Consider the following 19,840-nt stretch of genomic DNA (forward strand, 5'->3'; position numbering starts at 1 on the left):
GCGCAGTGCGGCGCTCAGGTCTGGGCCACGCGCGGAATGAGTGTGCCCTTCGGGCGCAGCGCAAGCACGAGTACCCCGGCAACCACGATGCCTACCAGGTTCACCGCGAGCTGAAGCGCCGATTTCGCTGCGACGTCCCAGTCGCCGAGGATCCCGGCCACCACCGAGAATCCCGCCGCGGGCACGGTCGTCACCGATATGAACACTCCTACCAGCGCGGCCGACTTTGCCGAAATCAGCGACAACATTCCTGCCGCACCCGCGAGCAGGGCCACGACGAACGACAGCGGACCGACCCGGAAGATGAAATCCACTTCGCTGAGCTGTTTGACGCTGTCCAGGCTGAGCCACCCGGCAGCTTGGGCGCCCAGCGTTGCGACCGCCGTGATCGCCATGGCCAGCGGAAACCCGATCAACAATGCCAACGACGCGCGACGCGCCAGGTCCAGTCTGCGGCGCACCAACGCCACCGAAAGCGCAGCCAGCGGACCGAATTCCGGGCCCACCACCATCGCGCCCACCACGGTGACAGTGGAGTCGGTGACCACACCCACAGCGGCCAGTAGGCACGCCAACGTCAAGAACAGCAGGAACGTGACGCTCAGCGTGGCTTCTTCGCGGGTCCGACCGATCAGTTCGTCCCAGACGACCGCGTCGGCAGGGTCGCCCTCGGCAGCGTCTTCTGCCTTGTGCGCCCTCGTTGACAGGACGGTATCGAGCACCTCGAGGGTGATCGCGCCCCGATGCTGCACGTCGATGTCCTTGAGCTCCTTGATGACGCTGTTGGCGCATTCGCGCGCGATGTCGGCGGTGATCTCGTCGCCGGCCGGTTCAAGGGCGGCCCCCGGATACAGCAGAATATTCGCGACACCGACCTCGCGGCGGAGCACGCCGACGATGTCGTCGCGCATCTCCTCGGGCGCGATCACCCGCAAATGCAGCACTGGTGAACCCTAACCGCGCACAATCTTCGGCGTGGCCACCTGGAAGGACGTCGGCCGAATCGTCGGCCGGTTGCCGGAAACCGCCGAGGTCTCACCGCGCAACTGGCGGGTCCGCAAGAAGCTCTTGGTCTGGGAACGGCCGCTGCGCAAGGCCGACTACGCCGCGCTCGGCGACGACGCTCCGGACGGCGACATTCTCGGGGCGCGGGTTCCGGACGAGGGCGTGAAGTTTGCGCTCATCACCGACGACCCGGACGTCTACTTCACCACGCCGCACTTTGACGGCTATCCCATGGTGCTGGTGCGGTTGGCGGCGATCGGCGTGCCCGAACTCACCGAACTGGTCACCGAGGCGTGGCTGACCCAGGCGCCCAAGACATTGGTGAAGGCATATCTCGCGCAGGAGCGTTAGCCTCTGACGGCCTTGACGACCAGCTCGTCGGGTGGCACGAGATGTCCTTTCTCACAACGGATCTCGACCGTGGCTTCAGCGCCACAGGCGGCGTGGGCCAGGCGCAGCGGGGCTCGGTTCGGCAGGTGGCGCCGCCCCCATTCGAACATCGCCCACACCACAGGCATGAAGTCGATGCCTGCTTCAGTCGGCACGTATTCATCGCGGCTGCGCTGACCTGGCTCCTGGTACGGCCGGCGCTCGAGTAGGCCGGCGTCGACGAGTTCCGACAGCCGCGCGGCGGCAGCGGCCTTGGTCACGCCGACGCGGCGCCAGAAGTCGTCGAACCTGGTCGTGCCGTAGTACGCCTCGCGCATGATCAGCATCGCGGTCTTGGTGCCCAGCAGCGCCATCGTCTTCTCGACCGGGCATTCACCCACGGCCGACCAGGCGTTGCGGTCGGCCAGCTTGCCCTGCAGCACTGTCACGGAATGCACCCTCCCTCTGAGTTGTTCTAAGTATACCCAGGTGATATAGCTGGGTATAGGAAGCATTACTCAGTGACGAGTTCAGGAGGCTGGAAATGGCTGAATTTGCAGGCCGGGATGCGGTCATCGTCGAGGCGGTACGCACGCCGATCGGAAAGGGCAAGGCCGGCGGCGCACTGCATGGCGTCCTGCCCGTCGACCTGCTGGCGCACAGCCTCACCGAGCTGGTGAACCGCGCGGGCATCGACCCGGCGCTGGTCGACGACGTCATCACCGGCGCCGTCTCACAGGTCGGCGATCAGGCCGTCAACATCGGACGCAACGCGCTGCTGGCCGCGGGCTTCCCCGAGACCGTGCCGGGCACCACCGTGGACCGTCAGTGCGGCAGCAGCCAGCAGGCGATCGCGTTCGCGGCGCAAGGTGTGATCGCGGGGGCGTACGACATCGTCGTCGCTGCCGGCGTGGAATCGATGTCACGGGTACCGATGGGTTCGAGCGTACTGCCGGGCAGCGACCCGTTCGGCGCCATGGCACAGCGCTACCCGGAAGGGTTGGTGCCGCAGGGCATCAGCGCCGAACTGATCGCGGCGAAGTGGGGCTTCTCGCGTCAGCAACTCGACGAGTTCTCCGCGGGCAGTCACGAAAAGGCTGCGCAGGCAACGAAAGAGGGCCGCTTCGACAATGAGCTGATCCCGATCGCCGGGCTCACCACCGACGAGATCGTTCGCCCCGGCACCACGGTGGAGACGCTGGCGGGCCTGAAGCCCGCGTTCTACACGCCGGCCTACGAAGCGCGGTTCCCGCAGATCAAGTGGGAGATCACGCCGGGCAACTCGTCGCCGTTGTCCGACGGCAGCGCGGCGGTGCTGATCACCACGAGTGAGACCGCCAAGCGGTTGGGCCTACGTCCGCTGGCGCGAATCCACACCTCGACTGTGGTGGGATCGGATCCGCTCTACATGCTGACCGGGGTCATCCCCGCGACCGAGAAGGTGTTGCAGCGCGCCGGACTGACGCTGTCTGATATCGACCTGTTCGAGGTCAACGAGGCGTTCGCACCGGTGGTGCTGGCGTGGGCGCACGAGCTGGGTGGAGGGCCGGCTTCCGCTTTGCCTTCGAAGACCAACGTCAACGGCGGTGCCATCGCGATCGGTCACCCGCTGGGCGCGAGCGGTGCCCGCATCATGACCACTCTGGTCAACGCGTTGGAGCAGCGCGGCGGGCGCTACGGACTGCAGACGATGTGTGAGGGCGGTGGCATGGCCAACGCCACGATCGTCGAGCGACTCTAATCAGCGAATTCGGCGCGCTGACGCACCGTGACGGTCGATCAGCGCGCCGAATTCACGCCTTCTGAAGCTCGAAGAGCGGGATGACCCGGCTGGTGTTGGCCTGATAGTCACCGAAGACCGGTGACTGCTCGACAATCTTCGAGTACACGTCATCGCGCTCGTCAGACGGCAACTCCCGAGCGATCACGTCATAGTCCGTGGATCCCACTTCCACGTGCGCCTGTGGGTTGGCCCGCAGGTTGTGCACCCAGTCGGGATTCGTGTCGGCGCCGGCCTTCGACCCGATGATGATCATCTTGTCGTCGATGGTCAAGTACGCGAGCGGCGCGAGCCTGGGTTGTCTGGACTTGGCGCCGGTCGTGGTGAGCAGCAGCAGCGTTGCGCCCTCGAACGGTCCCCCGACCTTGCCGCCGTTGGCGCGGAACTCGTCGACGATATTCGCGTTGAACGCCTTCATGGCTTCGGCGTCAGGTATCTCGGTCATGACTGAACTATCCCCTGCGCGGCCGCATCTATTCCGGGCCCGCATAATTCTCAGTCATGCGGGTGATCGTCACGGGCGGCAACAGCGGTGTGGGCGCGGCGACGGCGTCCGCGCTCGCCGCTGCAGGGCACAGCGTCATGATCGCGTGCCGCTCCATCGACAAAGCCCAGCGCGTCGCCGCGGAGATGCCCGGCGACGTCGAGGTGGGTTCGCTCGATCTCGCCGACCTCGCCAGCGTGCGGACGTTCGCCGATTCGGTGGAGACCGTTGATGTGCTGGTGAACAACGCCGCGGTGATGGGCATGCCGTTGACCCGGACCGCCGACGGTTTCGAGGCCCATATGGGCACAAACCATCTCGGGCACTTCGCGTTGACGTGTCTGCTGGGCGACCGGATCAAAGACCGCGTGGTGTCGGTCACGAGTGCCACCTACCTGTTCACCCATCTCGACCTGGCCGACCTCAACTGGCACACCCGCAAGTACTCGAAGTTCGCGGCCTACGGGCAGTCCAAGCTGGCCAACCTGCTCTTCGTGCACGAACTCGCCGCGCGGGGTATCCGCGCCTACGCGTCCGATCCGGGTGCGACCGACACCGACATCACCAGATCAATGGGCATGGGCGAGCACCGCGGCATGCGCAGGCTGCTGCACACACCGGCCCAGGGTGCGCGGGCCAGTCTGCAAGCCGTGTCGACCGACCTGCCCAGCGGCACCTATCTCGCGCCGCGGTTCAATCAGTTCGGTCCGCCGAAGGTCACCAAGCCGCGGCCCAAGGCCGTCGATCCCGAAATGGCCCGACGGCTATGGGAGTTGTCTGCCGAGCTGACGGGATGCGACTGGCACAGTGCCTAGTCGGTCTTGGGCTTGGCGTCCGGTTTGAAGTCGATGCCCGATTCCTTGCGCTGCTGCGCGGTGATCGGCGTGGGCGCATCAGTCAACGGATCGACGCCACCGCCGGACTTGGGGAACGCGATCACCTCGCGGATCGAATCGAATCCCCCGAGCAGTGCGGTGATGCGGTCCCACCCGAACGCGATGCCGCCGTGCGGCGGAGCGCCGAAAGTAAAGGCGTCCAAGAGGAAGCCGAACTTCTCCTGGGCTTCGTCGTGGCCGATGCCCATCATTGCGAACACCCGTTCCTGGACCTCGCGACGGTGGATACGGATCGACCCGCCGCCAATCTCGTTCCCGTTGCACACGATGTCGTAGGCGTTGGCCAGCGCGGTGCCCGGATCGGTGTCGAACGTGGCCTCCGATTCCGGCTTCGGCGACGTGAACGCGTGGTGCACTGCCGTCCACGCACCCGACCCGACCGCGACATCGCCTGCGGCAGTGGCCTCGTCGGCGGCCTCGAACAGTGGCCAGTCCACCACCCAGGTGAACGCCCAGGCGTCGGGGTCGATCATGTCGAGACGCTTGGCGATCTCGATACGGGTCGCCCCGAGCAGCGCACGCGCCGCCTTCGTCGGTCCTGCGGAGAAGAAAATGCAGTCCCCCGGCTGCGCCCCGACATGCGCGGCGAGCCCGTCACGTTCGGCATCGGTGAGGTTCTTGGCGACCGGTCCGCCGAGGGTGCCGTCCTCGGCGACGAGAACGTAGGCCAGCCCCTTGTGCCCACGTTGCTTGGCGAATTCCTGCCAGCCGTCGAGTGTGCGCCGCGGTTGCGAAGCGCCCCCGGGCATGACGACAGCACCGACGTAGGGCGCCTGGAACACTCGAAAAGTGGTGTCGGAGAAGTACTCCGTGCACTCGACGAGCTCGACGGCGAATCGAAGGTCAGGTTTGTCGGACCCGAACCGGCGCATCGCGTCCGCGTAGTTGATCCGCGGGAGCGGCGTCGGCAGGTCATAACCGATCAACGCCCACAGCGCCTTGAGAACCTCCTCGGACACCGCGATGACGTCATCGGCGTCGACGAAGCTCATCTCCATGTCGAGTTGGGTGAACTCGGGCTGGCGGTCGGCGCGGAAGTCCTCGTCGCGGTAGCAACGCGCGATTTGGTAGTAGCGCTCCATGCCCGCCACCATGAGAAGCTGCTTGAACAGCTGCGGGCTCTGCGGCAGTGCGTAGAAGCTCCCCGGCTGCAGCCGGGCGGGCACCAGGAAATCCCGCGCCCCTTCGGGCGTGGAACGCGTCAGCGTCGGCGTCTCGATCTCGACGAAGTCGTGGCGCGCCAGCACGTCGCGGGCCGCCGCATTCACCTTGGACCGCAAGCGAATCGCGTTGCCTGGGCCTTCGCGGCGCAGGTCGAGGTAGCGGTACTTGAGCCGAGCTTCCTCGCCGGCCTGCTCGTCGAGCTGGAAGGGCAGCGGTGCGCTCTCGCTCAGTACCCTCAGCGACGTCGCGTTGATTTCGATGTCACCCGTAGGGATTTCGGGGTTCGCGTTGCCTTCTGGGCGGATTTCGACGACGCCCTCGACGGCGATGCAGTACTCCGCGCGCAGCCGGTGCGCATTGGCGAGCACGTCCGCTTCACGAAACACGACCTGCGATACGCCCGACGAGTCGCGAAGGTCGATGAAGATGACACCGCCGTGGTCGCGACGGCGCGCAACCCAGCCGGCCAGCGTCACCCGCTGTCCGGCGTCGGTGGACCGCAACGAACCGGCGGCATGACTGCGCAGCACGAACTCTCCTGTGAATGGCCTGATGGACGACTGCCACAGTGTAGTGGGGCCATATCGGGCGGTAGCTTGGCGTTCGTGAGCGCACGCATCGCACTCGTCGGACCGGGCGCGATCGGGTCGACGGTCGCCGCCCTGCTGCACGCCGCAGGCCACCCAATCACCTTGTGCGGACGTACCGCCCGGGAGTCGATCGAGGTCAGGCCCGACGACAAGGACCCGATCGTGGTGCCGGGGCCGGTGCTGACCGACCCGGCGGAGATCACCGAGGCCGCCGACATCGTGCTGCTGGCCGTCAAGGACACCCAGAACGAGCAGGCCGGCGCCTGGCTGGCCAGGCTGTGCGACGGCGGCACGATCGTGTGCGCTCTGCAGAACGGCGTCGAGCAGGTGGAGCGCGTAGGCCGGTTCTGCCCGTCGTCGACGGTGGTGCCCGCGGCCATTTGGATCTCGGCCGAACCGGATCCAGGGGGCTGGATACGGCTGCGTACCGGGGTTCGGCTGGTCCTGCCCGCCGGCCCCGATAAGCGGGCCGCGCAAAGGCTGGCGGGGTTGTTCGGCGACGCGGGCGTATCGGTCGAGCTCGACCCCGACTTCATCAGCGCGGCATGGCGCAAGCTGCTGGTGAACGCCGTGGTCGGGTTGATGGTTCTCACCGGTCGGCGCATGGGCATGTTCCGCCGCGACGATGTGGCCTCCCTCGCGCGCCGCTATCTGGAGGAATGCCTCGCGGTGGCGCGCGCGGACGGCGCGACCCTGGGCGACGAGGTGATCGACGAGACCATGAACCTGTTCAACCAGGTCCCCGCCGACATCACGACGTCCATGCTGACCGATCGAGAGGCGCACCGCCCGCTGGAATGGGACATCCGCAACGGCGTGGTCAGGCGCAAGGCCGCCCAATACGGGCTCGCCGCCCCGATCAGTGACGTGCTGGTCCCGCTTCTGGCGGCGGCCAGCGACGGGCCTGGCTAATCTCAGCGCGTGTCCGCGCCGCAGATGTACCCGTGCGATCCCGTCGGATTGGAACTCATCAAGACGGCGCGTTTCCGCTCCACCAATTCCGTGAACCTGTCGATCACCCCGGGCCAACTCTGGCAGGTGCTCGAGGACGCAGAGGCCTGGCCACAGTGGTCCTACGTCACCCGCATGACGTGGACAGGTTCCGGGCCTTTGCGAGTCGGCTCCACCCGCGCTATCGAGACGCGCAGTGGAGGGCGTGTCGTCGATGAGATCATCGCGTGGCATCCGCAGGTGCACTTGGCTTTTCGCGTGAATGCTGTGTCTGTGCCCACGGAAGGCGCATCGGTGGAGGAGTTCCGCATCGAGCCGACGCCGCGAGGGTGCCGGCTGACGTGGACGCTGGCGCACGATCCGAAGAAGGCTTCGTTGGGGGTGAAGCTCATCGCGAGGACCGTGATGAGTGCCAAATACCGCCAATACCTGGCCAAGCTGGGCAAGTACACCGAGCAACGCTTCGGCGTTTCGATCTAGAACCCGGCTAGACACTGTCCGTTATCGTGTGTGGCCATGCACCAATGTGAGCTGGTTGAGCTGGCCTTCATCGACAGCGCGCCGTTTCGGTTCGTCAGCACCGTGGACCTGAAGATCACGCCCGAGCAGCTGTTCGAGGTGCTCGCCGACGCGGAATCGTGGCCCCACTGGGCGACGGCGATCACCAAAGTCACCTGGACCAGCCCCGAACCGCGCGGTATCGGTACGACGCGCACGGTGCACATGCGCGGCGGCATCGTCGGTGACGAGGAGTTCCTGGCGTGGGAACCGTTCACCCACATGGCTTTTCGGTTCAACGAAGCATCGAGTAGTTCCATCTCGGCGTTCGCCGAGGACTACCGCGTCGTGCGGACGGCCGAAGGCTGTCACCTGACGTGGGTGATGGCGATGAAGCCCAAGGGTCTATCGGGTCGCATCGGCATGACGCTCGGCAAACCATTTATGGCACGCACGTTCCAGAAATTCCTGTACAACCTACGTGACTACTCGGACAAGCGGTTCACCGTTGCGAGCTAGCCGTGGGTCGCCTCGGCTGTCGGACCCACGGATGTGTTCCCGGGATCCGCGGATGCCACCGCGCTGGCGTTGACGATCGCGGCGCCCAGGCCCGCGGCCGGCACCGCCGAAATTGAATTCCGGCAGCAAAAGTTCGAGGAGGGACCTGCTGGAATTCAATTTCGCGGTGGAAATTGGGCCAATCTCCGCGCCATCAGTAGAGCTCGGCCCAAGCCTTTCGGCGCTCGGCGTCGGGGTCCTCGGTGACGGTGTCGCGCGCGGTCATGATGATGCGGGTGACGCGGCGCTCGGTGTCGTAGACCGGCCAGTCGTGCCCGTTCGACCACTCGATCTCACCGGTATCCCATCCCTTTGCCGCGAAGTCCAGCCAAGCCCGCTGCATCCGCCTGCCGACCGGTGGCTGCAGCCGCCGCCCGAGCGGATGCAGCTTGCGCCCGATGAACGACGCGTAGCTGTGCTGGACGTGCACGATCTCGCTGCCGTGGGTGGCGCCCAGCCCTAGCACCCGCAGGCTCCAGCCGACGTGGTCGAACCGGTACATGTGCGTGGGCGCGACAGCGCTGTAGGCGTCGGCGAACGCCCATGCGGGTCCACCGAACATCACGTCGGAGCCGAACGCGATCAGGGCCCGTCGCCTCGGATAGTCCGGATAGGCGGCCAGCACCGCATCCTTGGCGTCCGGTGCGACGCGGTCGAGGTAGGCGTCGATCGCGTCCGTCGTCGTCGGCAGCATCGGTGGTTTCGTCCACGCGAACATCGACGCCTCATGGCTGTTGGTGCCGATGATCAGCGGCATCCGTTCGAGTGCGCCATCGCGGGCGGCGTCCACCGGATGCCTCGGCAGCAGGTCCACTCCGTAGGTCAATCCGTACGCGAGGTTCGGCGTGCTCGCCGCGCTCTTCAGCTGAAGCATGCCCGCGGCCCGGCGCAGCCGGCGCTGCGGCAGCATCTTGACCTCGGCGACATCGACGCCCAACCGCTTGACGAACTCGTGCGCCTGTCGGGCCCGACTCTCGCGTTCGCCGATCAAGGGCAGCGCGGGACTCTGGGCGATCGCCCGGCTGAACAGACCCTTGGACGCGGGACTCGCCAGCAGTGCCAGCACTGACGTCGCGCCTGCCGACTCGCCGAAGACGGTCACCCGATCGGGGTCGCCGCCGAACGCGGCGATGTGATCGCGGATCCAGCGCAGCGCCGCCATCTGGTCGCGCAACGCGAGATTGTCATCGAATCCGTCTCCGAGGTCGCTGAGCTCGAACCCGCCGAACACTCCGATGCGGTAGGTGATGTTGACGACCACCACTTTGCCGTTGGCGGCCAGCCTGGACCCGTTGTAGAGCTGAAACTGCCCGGCGCCGTAGACGAATGCGCCGCCGGGAATCCACACCATCACCGGAAGCGACGCGCTGGTGTCCGGCGACCACACCGTCAGCGTCAGGCAGGCCTCGTCGCGCACCTTCGGATCGTCGCGGCCACCGCCGACGAACGACTTGCTCTGCGGCGGCAATGGTCCGTGTTCGAGTGCGTCGAGCAGCCCGGTCCACGGCTGCGGCGGCGCGGGAGCCAGGAAGCGTCTGTCCCCCACCGGCTGCTCGGCATACGGCACACCGCGCCAGACACCGACGCCGAGTTCGGTCGCTCCGCGAATGTCCCCGAGGTCGGTGTGCGCGACCGGCGAAGGTCCCGAATGTCCGAGAACGACTGCCACGCCCGAATCGTAGTGTGCAAAGGTGAATGCAAACCCGTGCGGCAGCGTGGACATGGACGCGAATGAGGTAGGGCAATGACGTTCAACGAGGGCATGCAGATCGACACGAGCACCACGTCCACCAGTGGCGGCGGTCGTGGTCCCGGCCGAGGCATCGCCGTCGGCGGCGGAGTCGGCGGCCTTCTCATCCTCGTCGTCGCGCTGTTCCTCGGAGTCGATCCCAGTTCGGTCGTGCCGCCGCAGCAGTACGACAGCGGAGGCGTCGAGACACCCGGCTTCGATCTCAGCCAATGCAAGACCGGCGAGGACGCGAACAACATCGTCCAGTGCCGCGTGGTCGCGACGGGCAACTCGGTGGACGCCGTGTGGCAGCAGTTGCTGCCCGGCTACGAGCGGCCGCGGATGGAAATCTTCACCAACCAGGTCCAGACCGCCTGCGGACCTGCGACCAGCGACGTCGGCCCCTTCTACTGCCCGGGCGATCGAACGGCGTACTTCGATGTCGGCTTCTTCGACGTGCTGCGCGACCAGTTCGGTTCCAGCGGCGGCCCGCTGGCTCAGGAGTATGTGGTGGCTCATGAGTACGGCCACCACGTCCAGAACCTCGAGGGCTCGCTCGTCCGTGCCCAGCAGGATCCGGAGGGCGCCACCGGCGGCGGCGTGCGCACCGAATTACAGGCCGACTGCTATGCGGGCATCTGGGCGCACTACGCAACCATCACCAAGCAGGAGAGCACCGGGGTACCGTTCCTGGAGCCATTGAGCGACAAAGACATTGCCGACGCGCTGTCGGCCGCTGCATCGGTGGGTGACGATCGCATCCAGCAGGCCGCCACCGGACGCGTCAACCCCGAGGCGTGGACCCACGGATCTTCCGAACAGCGCCAGAAGTGGTTCACCGAGGGATATCGGACCGGCGACATCAACAGCTGTGACACGTATGCCGCCACCGATCTGGGCTAGATTTCGCCGCTAGCTGATCCGGTGCGATCGCCGCGCCCGGAGATCTAGCGTCGATCATATGGACACCGTCACCGTCACACCCGAACTCACCATGCTCGTCGTGCACGGATGGCAGGTCTACGTGTGGCGCGACGGCGATTCGGCCACGCTCATCGACACCGGCGCTCCCGGTTCGGGTGACGAGATCCTGGCAGCAGTGCCGCAGATCGACCGGATCGTGCTGACCCATGGCCATGTCGACCACTGCGGTTCGGCGGCCGAGCTGCAAGACGCCACGGGTGCAACCGTTTTCGCCGGTGCCGGCGACGCTACGGAGATCCGGAACGGTACCGCCATGCCACCACCGGTGTTCGAGGACTGGGAAATCCCGATTCACCAACGTGTTTCAGCCGGTCTGCCCGAGGCGGCACCACCGGTACCCGGCCTGGTCGAACTGCACGACGGAGACGTGCTGGACTTCGGCGGCGGCGCGGAGATCTTGGCCATTCCCGGCCACACCGACGGCAGCATCGCGATCCACCTGCCCAGCCGTGGCGTGTTGTTCACCGGCGACACCATCGCCAATGTCGGGACGGTCATGCTCGGTACGTTCAACCAGGACCGGGCGCAGACCGTCGCAGCGTTCCAACGACTGGCGGAACTCGATGTCGAAACGGCCTGCTTCGGCCACGGTGAACCGATCATCTCGGCCGCCCATACCCGCATCCGCGACACGGCTGCCACACTGACCGCGTGATGCCCGAGCACGATCCCATCGCGCCCGACACCAAGGACTGGACCTGGGTGCTGTCTCGATCTGCCCCGATTGCGGATTTGTCCCGGAGACGTGCACCGCACCGGGGTCGCCGACGCGTGGTCGCGGCGCGGGCTGCGCAGCAACGGCAGTGAGTTCACGGTTGCATCAATTGCGATCTACCACTTGCACGACATCGTCCATCACGCGCACGATGTCGGGCATGGCTGAAGACACACCGCTGGCAGGCAAGGTCGCCTACGTCACGGGAGCGGCGCGCGGACAAGGACGTTCACACTGCATTCGCCTGGCCCGGGCGGGCGCCGACATCGTCGCGATCGATGCCTGCGGGCCGGTCGCCGAGCACAACGGCTATCCCCCGGCGTCACCCGAGGACCTCGCCGAGACGGTGAGCCTGGTCGAGGGTGAGGGGCGCAAGATCCGCGCGGAAGAGGTTGACGTGCGCGACCTCGAAGGCCAGCAGCGTGTGGTTGCCGACACGATCGAGCAGTTCGGCCGGCTCGACATCGTCGTCGCGAACGCCGGCGTGCTGAATTGGGGCCGACTGTGGGAGATTTCGGCACAACAGTTCCAGGAGGTCGTGGACACCAACCTGACGGGGGTGTGGAACACCATCAAGGCGGTGGTTCCCGCGATGATCGAGGCCGGCAACGGCGGGTCGATCATCAACATCAGTTCGGCGGCCGGCATCAAGGCCGTTCCGGGTTGCGGCCACTACTGTGCGAGCAAGTTCGGTGTAGTCGCGCTGACCAACTCACTCGCGGTGGAGTTGGGCGAGTTCGGAATTCGCGTGAACTCCGTTCACCCCTATGGCACCGACACGCCGATGGGAAACGACGCCTCGATGTGGCAGATGTTCGCCGATCACCAGAACTTCATCCACAGCTTCTCCCCCGGCGCGCTGCCTACGGATTCCCTTGCCGCACCCGACCTGGTGTCCGATATCGTGCTGTGGTTGGCCAGCGACGCGTCGTCGCTCGTGACCGCCGCCCAGATCCCCGCGGACAAGGGCTATCTCAAGGTTTAGAGCCGCGACTGCTCCTCGATGCTCGTGTCGGTCGTGCGCAGCGGGCGGATCAAGGCGTCCTGGCCGAACGAGGCGATGAGCTCACCGCTTTCGGTGTGGACGGCCCCGCGGACATACGACATGCCCGCGCCCACCTGGGTGCTCTCGTGCGTGTAGAGCAGCCAGCCGTCCCACGAGAACGGCTCGTGGAAACTGACCGTGATCGTCATCGGGGCTGTCGATACGGTCAGATGCGCCTGCGCGGTCCCGATGCCTTCGTGTGCGCGCATCGTCGTCGAAATGCCAAGGTGTCCGGTGAAATACGCGATCAGCGCCTTGGCGAGGTCGTCGCGGGTGGGAATCGGGTCGTAGTGCAGCCAGGCGTACAGCTCGGGTGGTCCGACCTCGTCGGGGCTGTTCACGTCGACGACGTCGACCAGACGTAGTTGGCGTCCGGTCATCGGCATCTCCGACACGTTCGCGTCTTCAGGACCCGTGACGTCGGGCCGCGGCAGGTGGTGGCGGATGACATCGGGGGTTGGTACGTCGGTCAGCACGGTCGCCGTGATGCACCGCTTGCCGTTCTGCTTGGCCGCGACGATCGCGGTCGCCGTCGACCGCCCTTCGTTGACCACGTCCAGCTCCAGCTCGACCGGACCCGCGCCGACCAAGACCGCGCGGGCAAACACCGCCGATACCGATCGCACGGACTTCTCCGGAAAACGTTTGGCCACAGCGACAATAGCCTGCGCAAGGACCTGCGTTCCCTCGACCACCTGGCGGTCGTCCTGGCCTGCCGGGCCCGTCTCGGCGATGTATCTGTTCTCGCCGTCCGGCCGCACGTCGAACAATTCGAGCAGGCTCTCAACGGTCCAGGGCGTCTGCGCCGAGTCTGTGGTCATGGGAGGGAACACTAACCGAGCTGCGGTAAAAGCGGTAACGTCGTTACCGACATTCGCGCGCACAACCGGGGAGGTGTCATGGCGAAGCGTGGCAGTCGGCCGCCGAGCGGAGGCGCCCGCCCGGCGGCGACGGACGACGTCGTGGACCTGGACCCGGAGTCGCGCCCGAAACGATTCATGAAGTCGGCGTTGGCAATTCTCGGAGAGACCGGCCGCACGGACTTCACGGTGCTGGAGGTCGTCGAACGGTCCAAGACCTCCCTGCGATCCTTCTACCAGCACTTCTCCACCAAGGACGAGTTGCTGCTGGCCCTGGTCGACAAGATCATGTCGGAGTCGACGCGAAAGTGGCGCGAGGACACCGCCGGACTACCGGCCGCCGAAGCCTTGCGGATACTCATCGATCGCATCTGCACGCCCGCGGAAACGACCACGCAGGACAAGGTCAACCGCGGCCTGACGTTCTACAACGATCGCTTGGCCGAGGCGCTGCCAAGCGAATACGCCCGCGTGCTGTCTCCGGTGCACGAGCTGATCAAGGACATCATCCGCAGAGGCATCGACGAGGGCGCCTTCCGTGCCGACATCGACGTCGACGCGACAGCGGCCCTGATCATGCAATCGGCTCTGGGGGCGATGCGGCTGCGGGTGCTCGGCGCAGAACTCACCGGCGTTCCGGTCGATGCCGACCACATCTACGACTTCTGCGTCAGCAGCCTCGCCGGACGCCGCGACCCCGCCTGACCTGCACCGGGCGCGGTGCGGGCCCGACGCGATAACTCCTCCACCAGGGGTGGTGTTTACGCTGGTCCAGACGTGGTAATGTCATTACCACCACAGCCTAGCCAGTCTTAAGGAGGCGCAACTATGACCCGCGAACTCCCCTATCCGGTGTTCGACGCCGACAACCACTTCTATGAGCCCAAAGAGGCCCTGACCCAGTTCCTGCCGGATCACCGCAAGGGCGTCATCGACTACATCGACGTGCGCGGACGAACGAAGATCATGGTCCGCAATGTCGTCAGCGACTACATCCCGAACCCGACCTTCGAGGTGGTCGCGCGCCCGGGCGCGCAGGAGGAGTACTTCCGGCATGGCAGCGGCGGCAAGAGCTTCCGCGAGGTCATGGGCAAGCCGATGAAGTCCATTCCGGCGTTCCGCAATCCCGAGGCTCGCCTCGAGGTGATGGACAGCCTCGGCCTGGACTACTCCCTGATGTTTCCGACGCTGGCCAGCCTGGTCGAGGAGCGACTGAAGGACGATCCGGACCTGATTCTCGACATCGTCCATGCGCTGAACCAGTGGATGTACGAGACCTGGCAGTTCAACTACGAGGACCGCATCTTCTCCACGCCGGTGATCAACCTGGGCAACGTGGATCGCGCGATCGAGGAACTCAATTGGTGCCTGGAGCGCGGCGCGAAGACCGTGTTGGTGCGCCCTGCCCCGGTGCCCGGCTATCGCGGCACGCGATCGCTGGGTGTCGAGGAGTTCGACCCGTTCTGGGACGCCTGCGTCAAGGCCGGCATCCCCGTGTCGATGCACGCCTCGGACAGCGGATACTCCGAGTACCTCAACGACTGGGAACCCGGTGACGAGTTCAAGCCGTTCGCGCCCACCGCATTCCGGATGGTCGCGATGGGCAAGCGGCCCATCGAGGACACCATGGCGGCTCTCGTGTGTCACGGAGCGCTGACCCGTAACCCGGATCTGCGCATCCTGTCGATCGAGAACGGCGCGGACTGGGTGCCCTACCTCTTCAAGCAGTTCAAGAACGTCTACTCGAAGATGCCGCAGGGCTTCCTGGAGGATCCGATCGAGGCGTTCCACCGCTGCGTGTACGTCGCACCGTTCTGGGAGGACGACTTCGCCCAGATGGCCGACCTGCTGGGCATCGACCGCGTGATCTTCGGTTCCGACTGGCCGCACCCCGAGGGCCTGTCGCAGCCGACGCACCTGGTCGACGATCTCCAGGGCCTCGACGCCGAAGGGCAACGAAAGGTCATGGGTGGCAACATGATCGATCTGTTCAAGGTTCCGAACGAGATCGTCCACAAGCCGGGCGTGCCCGCATTGGAATTCGCCTGATTCCAACGGCATCCATCGTGACGTGCGTGCCGGTGCTCCGGCACGCACGTTCACGCGTCAGCGAAAGTGAGTTCGCGCCGTGACCGACGCCGCAAACCCAGAACGGCTACTCTTCGCCTCGACCACCCAGTCATTCCTCGAGAAGGGCGCGTCGCTGGGCCGGCTGCGTGAACTACACGACGCCGGGAAGTCGTTCGAGATGGACTGGTGGCAGCGCGCCGCCGAACTCGGCTGGACCAGCTTGCTGGTGCCCGAAGAACTCGGCGGCGGCAACGTGTCCGGGAACGGCGTCGCCGACCTCGCTCTGGTCGCGGAATTGTCCGGCCGCAGCGTGGCACCGGGTCCGCTGCATCCGGTCAGCATCGTCCTGGCGGGTCTGGCCGAGGCCCCCGAGAACCACGAGCAGACAATCGAATCGCTGATTTCAGGCGAGATCGTCGCCTCGTGGGCGGTCTACGAGCCGGGCAAACAGTGGTCGCCGCTCGATGCTGCGGCGACCGCGACGCGCACCGACACCGGGTATCGCATCGACGGTGTGAAGGACCGCGTCGAGGCGGCCGGCGACAGTGCAGTGCTGCTGGTGGTGGCCCGTTGCGACGACGCGGTGCGACAGTTCCTGGTTCCCACCGACGCGGCGGGTGTCACCGTGGAAGCGCAACGGTCGCTCGACATGGTGAAGACCTATGCCCGAGTGCAATTCGACGGTGTCGAGGTGGAGGCCACCGCGGTCGTCGGCTCTGCCGAGCAGACGCCGACGCTCATCGAGCGGCAGAGCCAGATCGCGGCGATCCTTCAGTGCGCCGAGATCGTCGGCATCCTGGAGACGGTGCTGGACTTCACCATCCAATGGGGATTCGACCGGCATTCGTTCGGAAGGCCGATCGGCTCGTATCAGGCGCTCAAACACAAGTACGCCGACCTGAAGATCTGGTTCGAGTCGTGCCGGGCGACGACGAACGCCGCAGTGGCTGAGGTGGCCGCGCGGTCCCCGGGCGCCGAGATGGCGGTCAGCATCGCGAAATCCTATGTGGGCGAACATGCTCCGGGTATGCTGCAGGACTGCATTCAGCTGCACGGCGGCATCGGTGTCACCTGGGAGCACGACCTGCACATCTTCCTGCGGCGGGCCACGCTGTACCGCTCGCTGTTCGGTACGCCCGAAGAGCACAATCTGCGCGTGTATGCGCTCACCAAGATGGGCCCACGCGCATGGGCCCACGCGCAAGCTGGGGACCGGGGACTGGAAAACGCCTCATGACCGACACCGCATCGGCAGCGACCGAAACGACCGAGTCTGTCGAAGAGTTCGCCACGCGTGCCCGCACCTGGTTGGCGGAGAACATGCCGGCGATCGATCCGGCCAACCCGCCCGAGCACGACCGAGGCGAAGAGGAACCCTGGCACCGCGCCCGGGAGTTGCAGAAGAACCTGTACGAGGGCGGGTTCGCCGGCATCTGCTTCCCCCGCGAATACGGCGGCCTCGGGCTGCCGATCGCCTACCAGAAGGCGTTCAACAACGAGTCGCGCTGTTACGAGCTTCCGGTCATCCTGAACACCCCGACGTTCACGATATGCGCCGCGACCATCCTGGACACTGGATCGGAAAAGCAGAAGCAGCAACACATCTCGGCCGCATTGCGGGGCGACGAGGTGCTCGTGCAGCTGCTTTCGGAGCCTAGCGGCGGGTCCGATCTGGCCGGCGTCATCACCCGCGCCGACCGCAAAGGTGACAAATGGGTGATCAACGGCGCCAAGACCTGGAGCACCAGTGCGTTCGCCGCGGACTACGGGCTGATGCTCGCGCGTACCGACTGGGATGTGCCCAAGCACGAAGGTCTGACGATGTTCCTGGTGCCCATCAACAGTCCCGGGATCACGCTGCGGCGCATCAAGCAGGTGAACGGGTCAGTCGAGTTCTGTGAGGAATTCTTCGACAACCTCGAGCTCGGTGACGATGCGGTTGTCGGAGAGGTCAATGGCGGCTGGCATGTGGCGTCCCGGCAGCTGTATCACGAGCGCAGGGCGGTCGGAGGCGGGTCGGAGTTCGCGAGCGGCATTGGCGCCGAGGGCAAGTCGGATGTGCCGATCGATTACGTCGCGCTGCTGGAAGCGACCGGGCAGGCCGACAGTGAGCGCGCGCAGGAGGTTGCGGGTCGCGCGCTGGTGCACCGCGCGGTGCGTGAACAGCTGATCGATCACGTGTACCACGGTGTACTCGACGGCTCGCTGCCGCCGGCCGCAGGCTCGATCATTCGGGTGACGCACGCCGAGGTACATCACCTGGAGTTCGACACCGTGCTCTCGCTGACCGGCAGTTCGGGCGTCGTGGATGCCGGCGACGACATGATCCGATATGGCGAGCGCTACCTGTCGCGGCAGGCCGCCGCGCTCGGCGGCGGTACCACCGAGATCGCCCGCAACATCATCGGTGAACGCGTGCTCGGCTTTCCGCGTGAACATGCCGCCGACCGTGGCGTGCCGTTCAATCAGGTCAAGCGCAACAAGGGCTAGCGTCCGCCGCCGAGCACTAGAAGAGCGTCGGCTGCAGGACCTCGGCGGAGTCGGCGGCCGGAGCCGCCACCGCCCGAAACGATCGACGATCAGGGGTCAGGCCGTGTTTGGCGATCAACGGGGTCACCCTGTCGTGCAGCATCTTCCTGTAGTCCGACGGCAAATACGCTCCGCGACTGTACAACTCGCGATACTTCGACACCAGCTCGGGATGCAACCGCGCCAGCCACGCCATGAACCACCCGCGCGTCGAGCCGCGGAGGTGTAGCCCGAACGCCGTCACCCCCGTCGCGCCTGCCGCGGCGATCTGACCCAACAACGCATCGAGATGCGCCGCGGAGTCGGTCAGGTGTGGCAGCACCGGCGCCACCATGACATGGCAGTCCAGGCCCGCTTCGCGGACCGCGGAGATGAGCCCGAGGCGCGCCTGCGGTGTCGGCGTCCCCGGTTCGACGTCCTTGTGTAGGTCGGGATCGCCGACGGCCAATGAGATCGCCACGCTGACGTCGACGCGTCGCGCCGCCTCCCCGATCAACGGCAGGTCTCGCCGCAACAGCGTGCCCTTGGTCAGGATCGAGAACGGCGTTCCGGTATCGGTGAGTGCGCCGATGATTCCCGGCATCAGTGCATAGCGACCCTCAGCACGCTGATACGGATCGGTGTTGGTGCCGAGCGCGACCGTCTCCCGCTGCCACGACCGCCGCGACAGCTCACGCCGCAGCACATCGGCGACATTCGTCTTCACGACGACCTGCGAGTCGAAATCAGCGCCGGAGTCGAATTCCAGATACTCGTGCGTGGGCCGGGCGAAGCAGTAGCGGCAGGCGTGCGAGCAACCGCGATAGCCGTTGACCGTGTAATTGAAAGGAAGCATCGACGGAGCCGGGCGGCCGGCGACATTGGGCCGGGCGTTCGGCACCTTGTTCAGCGCCGACTTGCACAGCACCTCGTGGAACGTGATGCCCTCGAACTGTGGCGTGCGGACGCTGCGGACAAAGCCGATCCGCTGCAGGCCAGGCAGTGCACCGTCGTCGACGCTGACGCCCTGGCCATCCCACCGCACCCACCTATTCGAACTTATGTTCGATGCGATGTCAAGGTAATTACGCGCGTGCTGCGGCGCCGAGGACTACCAGCGACTCAGTTGGCAGAAGGCCGTCGTGGGACCTGTGTTCTGGACGGCAAGTTGCCCGTCGACCCAGATCTCGCAGTGCGCGTTCGGCGGGGCCTCCATGGCATGGCCGGCACGCGCCACGCTGATGTACGCCCACTGGGGGTCGGCGAGCGTCGCGGTGGTTTCCCAGGGCGCGACGAAGCTGCCTCTCGTCGAGTAGGCAGACGCATCGGCGTTGAAAGCCTTCAGGTCCGCGGGCGAACTGGTCACGTAGTTGATGTCGAAGCTCAGCGGAGCGTCTGCGGTGACAACGTATTTGACGTTTGGTCCCGCCGGCGCGGGTGGCTGGGCCATCCCTGTTCCCTGACTGACCGCAATTGAACCTGCCGCCAGCACCAGCGCCGCCCCGACCATCGATGTCGCTTTTCGCATGTTCGTCACATCGCCGCACCGTACCGGACTGTTACAGGCGCTTCAGATCAGCTACGCCGCGGACTGTCAACGGCAAATAAACATCGGTACTCCTACAGGTTAATTT

At 65.9% G+C, this 19,840-nt stretch carries 21 protein-coding genes and 1 pseudogene; 14 read left to right on the forward strand and 8 right to left on the reverse strand.

The window, feature by feature from the left end; translation table 11 throughout:
- Positions 1-14 precede the first annotated feature (14 nt).
- Positions 15-944: a DUF389 domain-containing protein gene (locus BST47_RS02055; RefSeq protein WP_083123523.1), complete on the reverse strand. Its 930-nt coding sequence runs from the start codon at positions 942-944 to the stop codon at positions 15-17.
- Positions 945-975: 31 nt separating this feature from the next.
- Between BST47_RS02055 and BST47_RS02060 the strand changes: the two genes are divergently transcribed.
- Complete coding sequence (locus BST47_RS02060; RefSeq protein WP_083123524.1) at positions 976-1,356, forward strand: MmcQ/YjbR family DNA-binding protein; 381 nt, start codon at positions 976-978, stop codon at positions 1,354-1,356.
- Here BST47_RS02060 and BST47_RS02065 read toward each other — a convergent pair.
- Entirely contained in the window at positions 1,353-1,823 is a 471-nt protein-coding gene (locus BST47_RS02065) for a winged helix-turn-helix transcriptional regulator (RefSeq protein ID WP_083123740.1), read from the reverse strand. The genes BST47_RS02060 and BST47_RS02065 overlap by 4 nt on opposite strands.
- A gap of 95 nt (positions 1,824-1,918) precedes the next feature.
- Here BST47_RS02065 and BST47_RS02070 point away from each other — a divergent pair, with 95 nt between their 5' ends.
- Complete coding sequence (locus BST47_RS02070; protein ID WP_083123525.1) at positions 1,919-3,115, forward strand: thiolase family protein; 1,197 nt, start codon at positions 1,919-1,921, stop codon at positions 3,113-3,115.
- 52 nt (positions 3,116-3,167) lie between these two features.
- Here the strand turns inward: BST47_RS02070 and BST47_RS02075 are convergent, their stop codons facing one another.
- A complete protein-coding gene (locus BST47_RS02075; protein WP_083123526.1) occupies positions 3,168-3,599 on the reverse strand; it encodes a nitroreductase/quinone reductase family protein in 432 nt (143 codons plus the stop codon).
- Positions 3,600-3,655: 56 nt separating this feature from the next.
- Here BST47_RS02075 and BST47_RS02080 point away from each other — a divergent pair, with 56 nt between their 5' ends.
- A complete protein-coding gene (locus BST47_RS02080) occupies positions 3,656-4,453 on the forward strand; it encodes an SDR family NAD(P)-dependent oxidoreductase (RefSeq protein ID WP_083123527.1) in 798 nt (265 codons plus the stop codon).
- Here the strand turns inward: BST47_RS02080 and aspS are convergent.
- Positions 4,450-6,228, reverse strand: coding sequence for an aspartate--tRNA ligase (aspS, locus tag BST47_RS02085; RefSeq protein WP_083123528.1), 1,779 nt, complete (start codon positions 6,226-6,228; stop codon positions 4,450-4,452). The genes BST47_RS02080 and aspS overlap by 4 nt on opposite strands.
- 75 nt (positions 6,229-6,303) lie before the next feature.
- On the opposite strand from aspS, the gene BST47_RS02090 reads away from it, so the two are divergent.
- From BST47_RS02090 to BST47_RS02100, 3 genes are read left to right on the forward strand one after another with little or no spacing between them, the layout of a single operon-like run.
- Positions 6,304-7,200, forward strand: a complete 897-nt coding sequence (locus BST47_RS02090; RefSeq protein WP_234809542.1) for an oxidoreductase — start codon at positions 6,304-6,306, stop codon at positions 7,198-7,200.
- 9 nt (positions 7,201-7,209) lie between these two features.
- Positions 7,210-7,719 (forward strand): SRPBCC family protein, encoded by a 510-nt coding sequence (locus tag BST47_RS02095; RefSeq protein ID WP_083123530.1) that lies wholly within the window; start codon positions 7,210-7,212, stop codon positions 7,717-7,719.
- A 36-nt stretch (positions 7,720-7,755) separates the two neighbouring features.
- The gene (locus BST47_RS02100; protein ID WP_083123741.1) at positions 7,756-8,256 is read left to right on the forward strand and encodes an SRPBCC family protein; all 501 of its coding nucleotides are present in this window, start codon (positions 7,756-7,758) and stop codon (positions 8,254-8,256) included.
- A 193-nt stretch (positions 8,257-8,449) separates the two neighbouring features.
- Here the strand turns inward: BST47_RS02100 and BST47_RS02105 are convergent, their stop codons facing one another.
- Positions 8,450-9,964, reverse strand: coding sequence for a carboxylesterase/lipase family protein (locus BST47_RS02105; RefSeq protein ID WP_083123742.1), 1,515 nt, complete (start codon positions 9,962-9,964; stop codon positions 8,450-8,452).
- 75 nt (positions 9,965-10,039) lie between these two features.
- On the opposite strand from BST47_RS02105, the gene ypfJ reads away from it, so the two are divergent.
- From ypfJ to BST47_RS02125, 4 genes and pseudogenes are all read left to right on the forward strand, one after another.
- Positions 10,040-10,927: a KPN_02809 family neutral zinc metallopeptidase gene (gene ypfJ, locus BST47_RS02110; RefSeq protein WP_083123531.1), complete on the forward strand. Its 888-nt coding sequence runs from the start codon at positions 10,040-10,042 to the stop codon at positions 10,925-10,927.
- Positions 10,928-10,985: 58 nt separating this feature from the next.
- A complete protein-coding gene (locus tag BST47_RS02115) occupies positions 10,986-11,663 on the forward strand; it encodes an MBL fold metallo-hydrolase (protein ID WP_083123532.1) in 678 nt (225 codons plus the stop codon).
- 111 nt (positions 11,664-11,774) lie between these two features.
- Positions 11,775-11,891, forward strand: a pseudogene (locus BST47_RS31560) (DinB family protein); the annotation flags it as partial.
- Positions 11,875-12,708, forward strand: a complete 834-nt coding sequence (locus BST47_RS02125) for a mycofactocin-coupled SDR family oxidoreductase (protein ID WP_083123533.1) — start codon at positions 11,875-11,877, stop codon at positions 12,706-12,708. The pseudogene BST47_RS31560 and the gene BST47_RS02125, both read left to right, overlap by 17 nt.
- Here the strand turns inward: BST47_RS02125 and BST47_RS02130 are convergent.
- Positions 12,705-13,589: an acyl-CoA thioesterase gene (locus tag BST47_RS02130; RefSeq protein WP_083123534.1), complete on the reverse strand. Its 885-nt coding sequence runs from the start codon at positions 13,587-13,589 to the stop codon at positions 12,705-12,707. The two genes, BST47_RS02125 and BST47_RS02130, sit on opposite strands and share 4 nt — an antisense overlap.
- 78 nt (positions 13,590-13,667) lie before the next feature.
- On the opposite strand from BST47_RS02130, the gene BST47_RS02135 reads away from it, so the two are divergent.
- The 4 genes from BST47_RS02135 (at position 13,668) to BST47_RS02150 (ending at position 18,188) form a co-directional block, all read left to right on the forward strand.
- Positions 13,668-14,333, forward strand: coding sequence for a TetR/AcrR family transcriptional regulator (locus tag BST47_RS02135; protein ID WP_083123535.1), 666 nt, complete (start codon positions 13,668-13,670; stop codon positions 14,331-14,333).
- 123 nt (positions 14,334-14,456) lie between these two features.
- Positions 14,457-15,677, forward strand: a complete 1,221-nt coding sequence (locus BST47_RS02140) for an amidohydrolase family protein (RefSeq protein WP_083123536.1) — start codon at positions 14,457-14,459, stop codon at positions 15,675-15,677.
- A gap of 79 nt (positions 15,678-15,756) precedes the next feature.
- A complete protein-coding gene (locus BST47_RS02145) occupies positions 15,757-16,935 on the forward strand; it encodes an acyl-CoA dehydrogenase family protein (protein ID WP_083123537.1) in 1,179 nt (392 codons plus the stop codon).
- On the forward strand, positions 16,932-18,188 hold the full coding sequence (locus BST47_RS02150) for an acyl-CoA dehydrogenase family protein (protein WP_083123538.1): 1,257 nt from the start codon (positions 16,932-16,934) through the stop codon (positions 18,186-18,188). Before BST47_RS02145 ends, BST47_RS02150 begins: the two co-directional genes overlap by 4 nt.
- 16 nt (positions 18,189-18,204) lie before the next feature.
- On the opposite strand, the gene BST47_RS02155 is transcribed toward BST47_RS02150, so the two are convergent.
- On the reverse strand, positions 18,205-19,251 hold the full coding sequence (locus BST47_RS02155) for an Rv2578c family radical SAM protein (protein ID WP_083123539.1): 1,047 nt from the start codon (positions 19,249-19,251) through the stop codon (positions 18,205-18,207).
- Between the two features lie 66 nt (positions 19,252-19,317).
- Positions 19,318-19,734 carry an Rv2576c family protein gene (locus BST47_RS02160; protein WP_083123743.1) on the reverse strand — a complete coding sequence of 139 codons (417 nt, stop codon included), beginning with the start codon at positions 19,732-19,734 and terminating at the stop codon, positions 19,318-19,320.
- Positions 19,735-19,840 lie beyond the last annotated feature (106 nt).

The organism is Mycolicibacterium tusciae (genome assembly GCF_002086795.1).
In the GTDB taxonomy this organism is placed as follows: domain Bacteria; phylum Actinomycetota; class Actinomycetes; order Mycobacteriales; family Mycobacteriaceae; genus Mycobacterium; species Mycobacterium tusciae.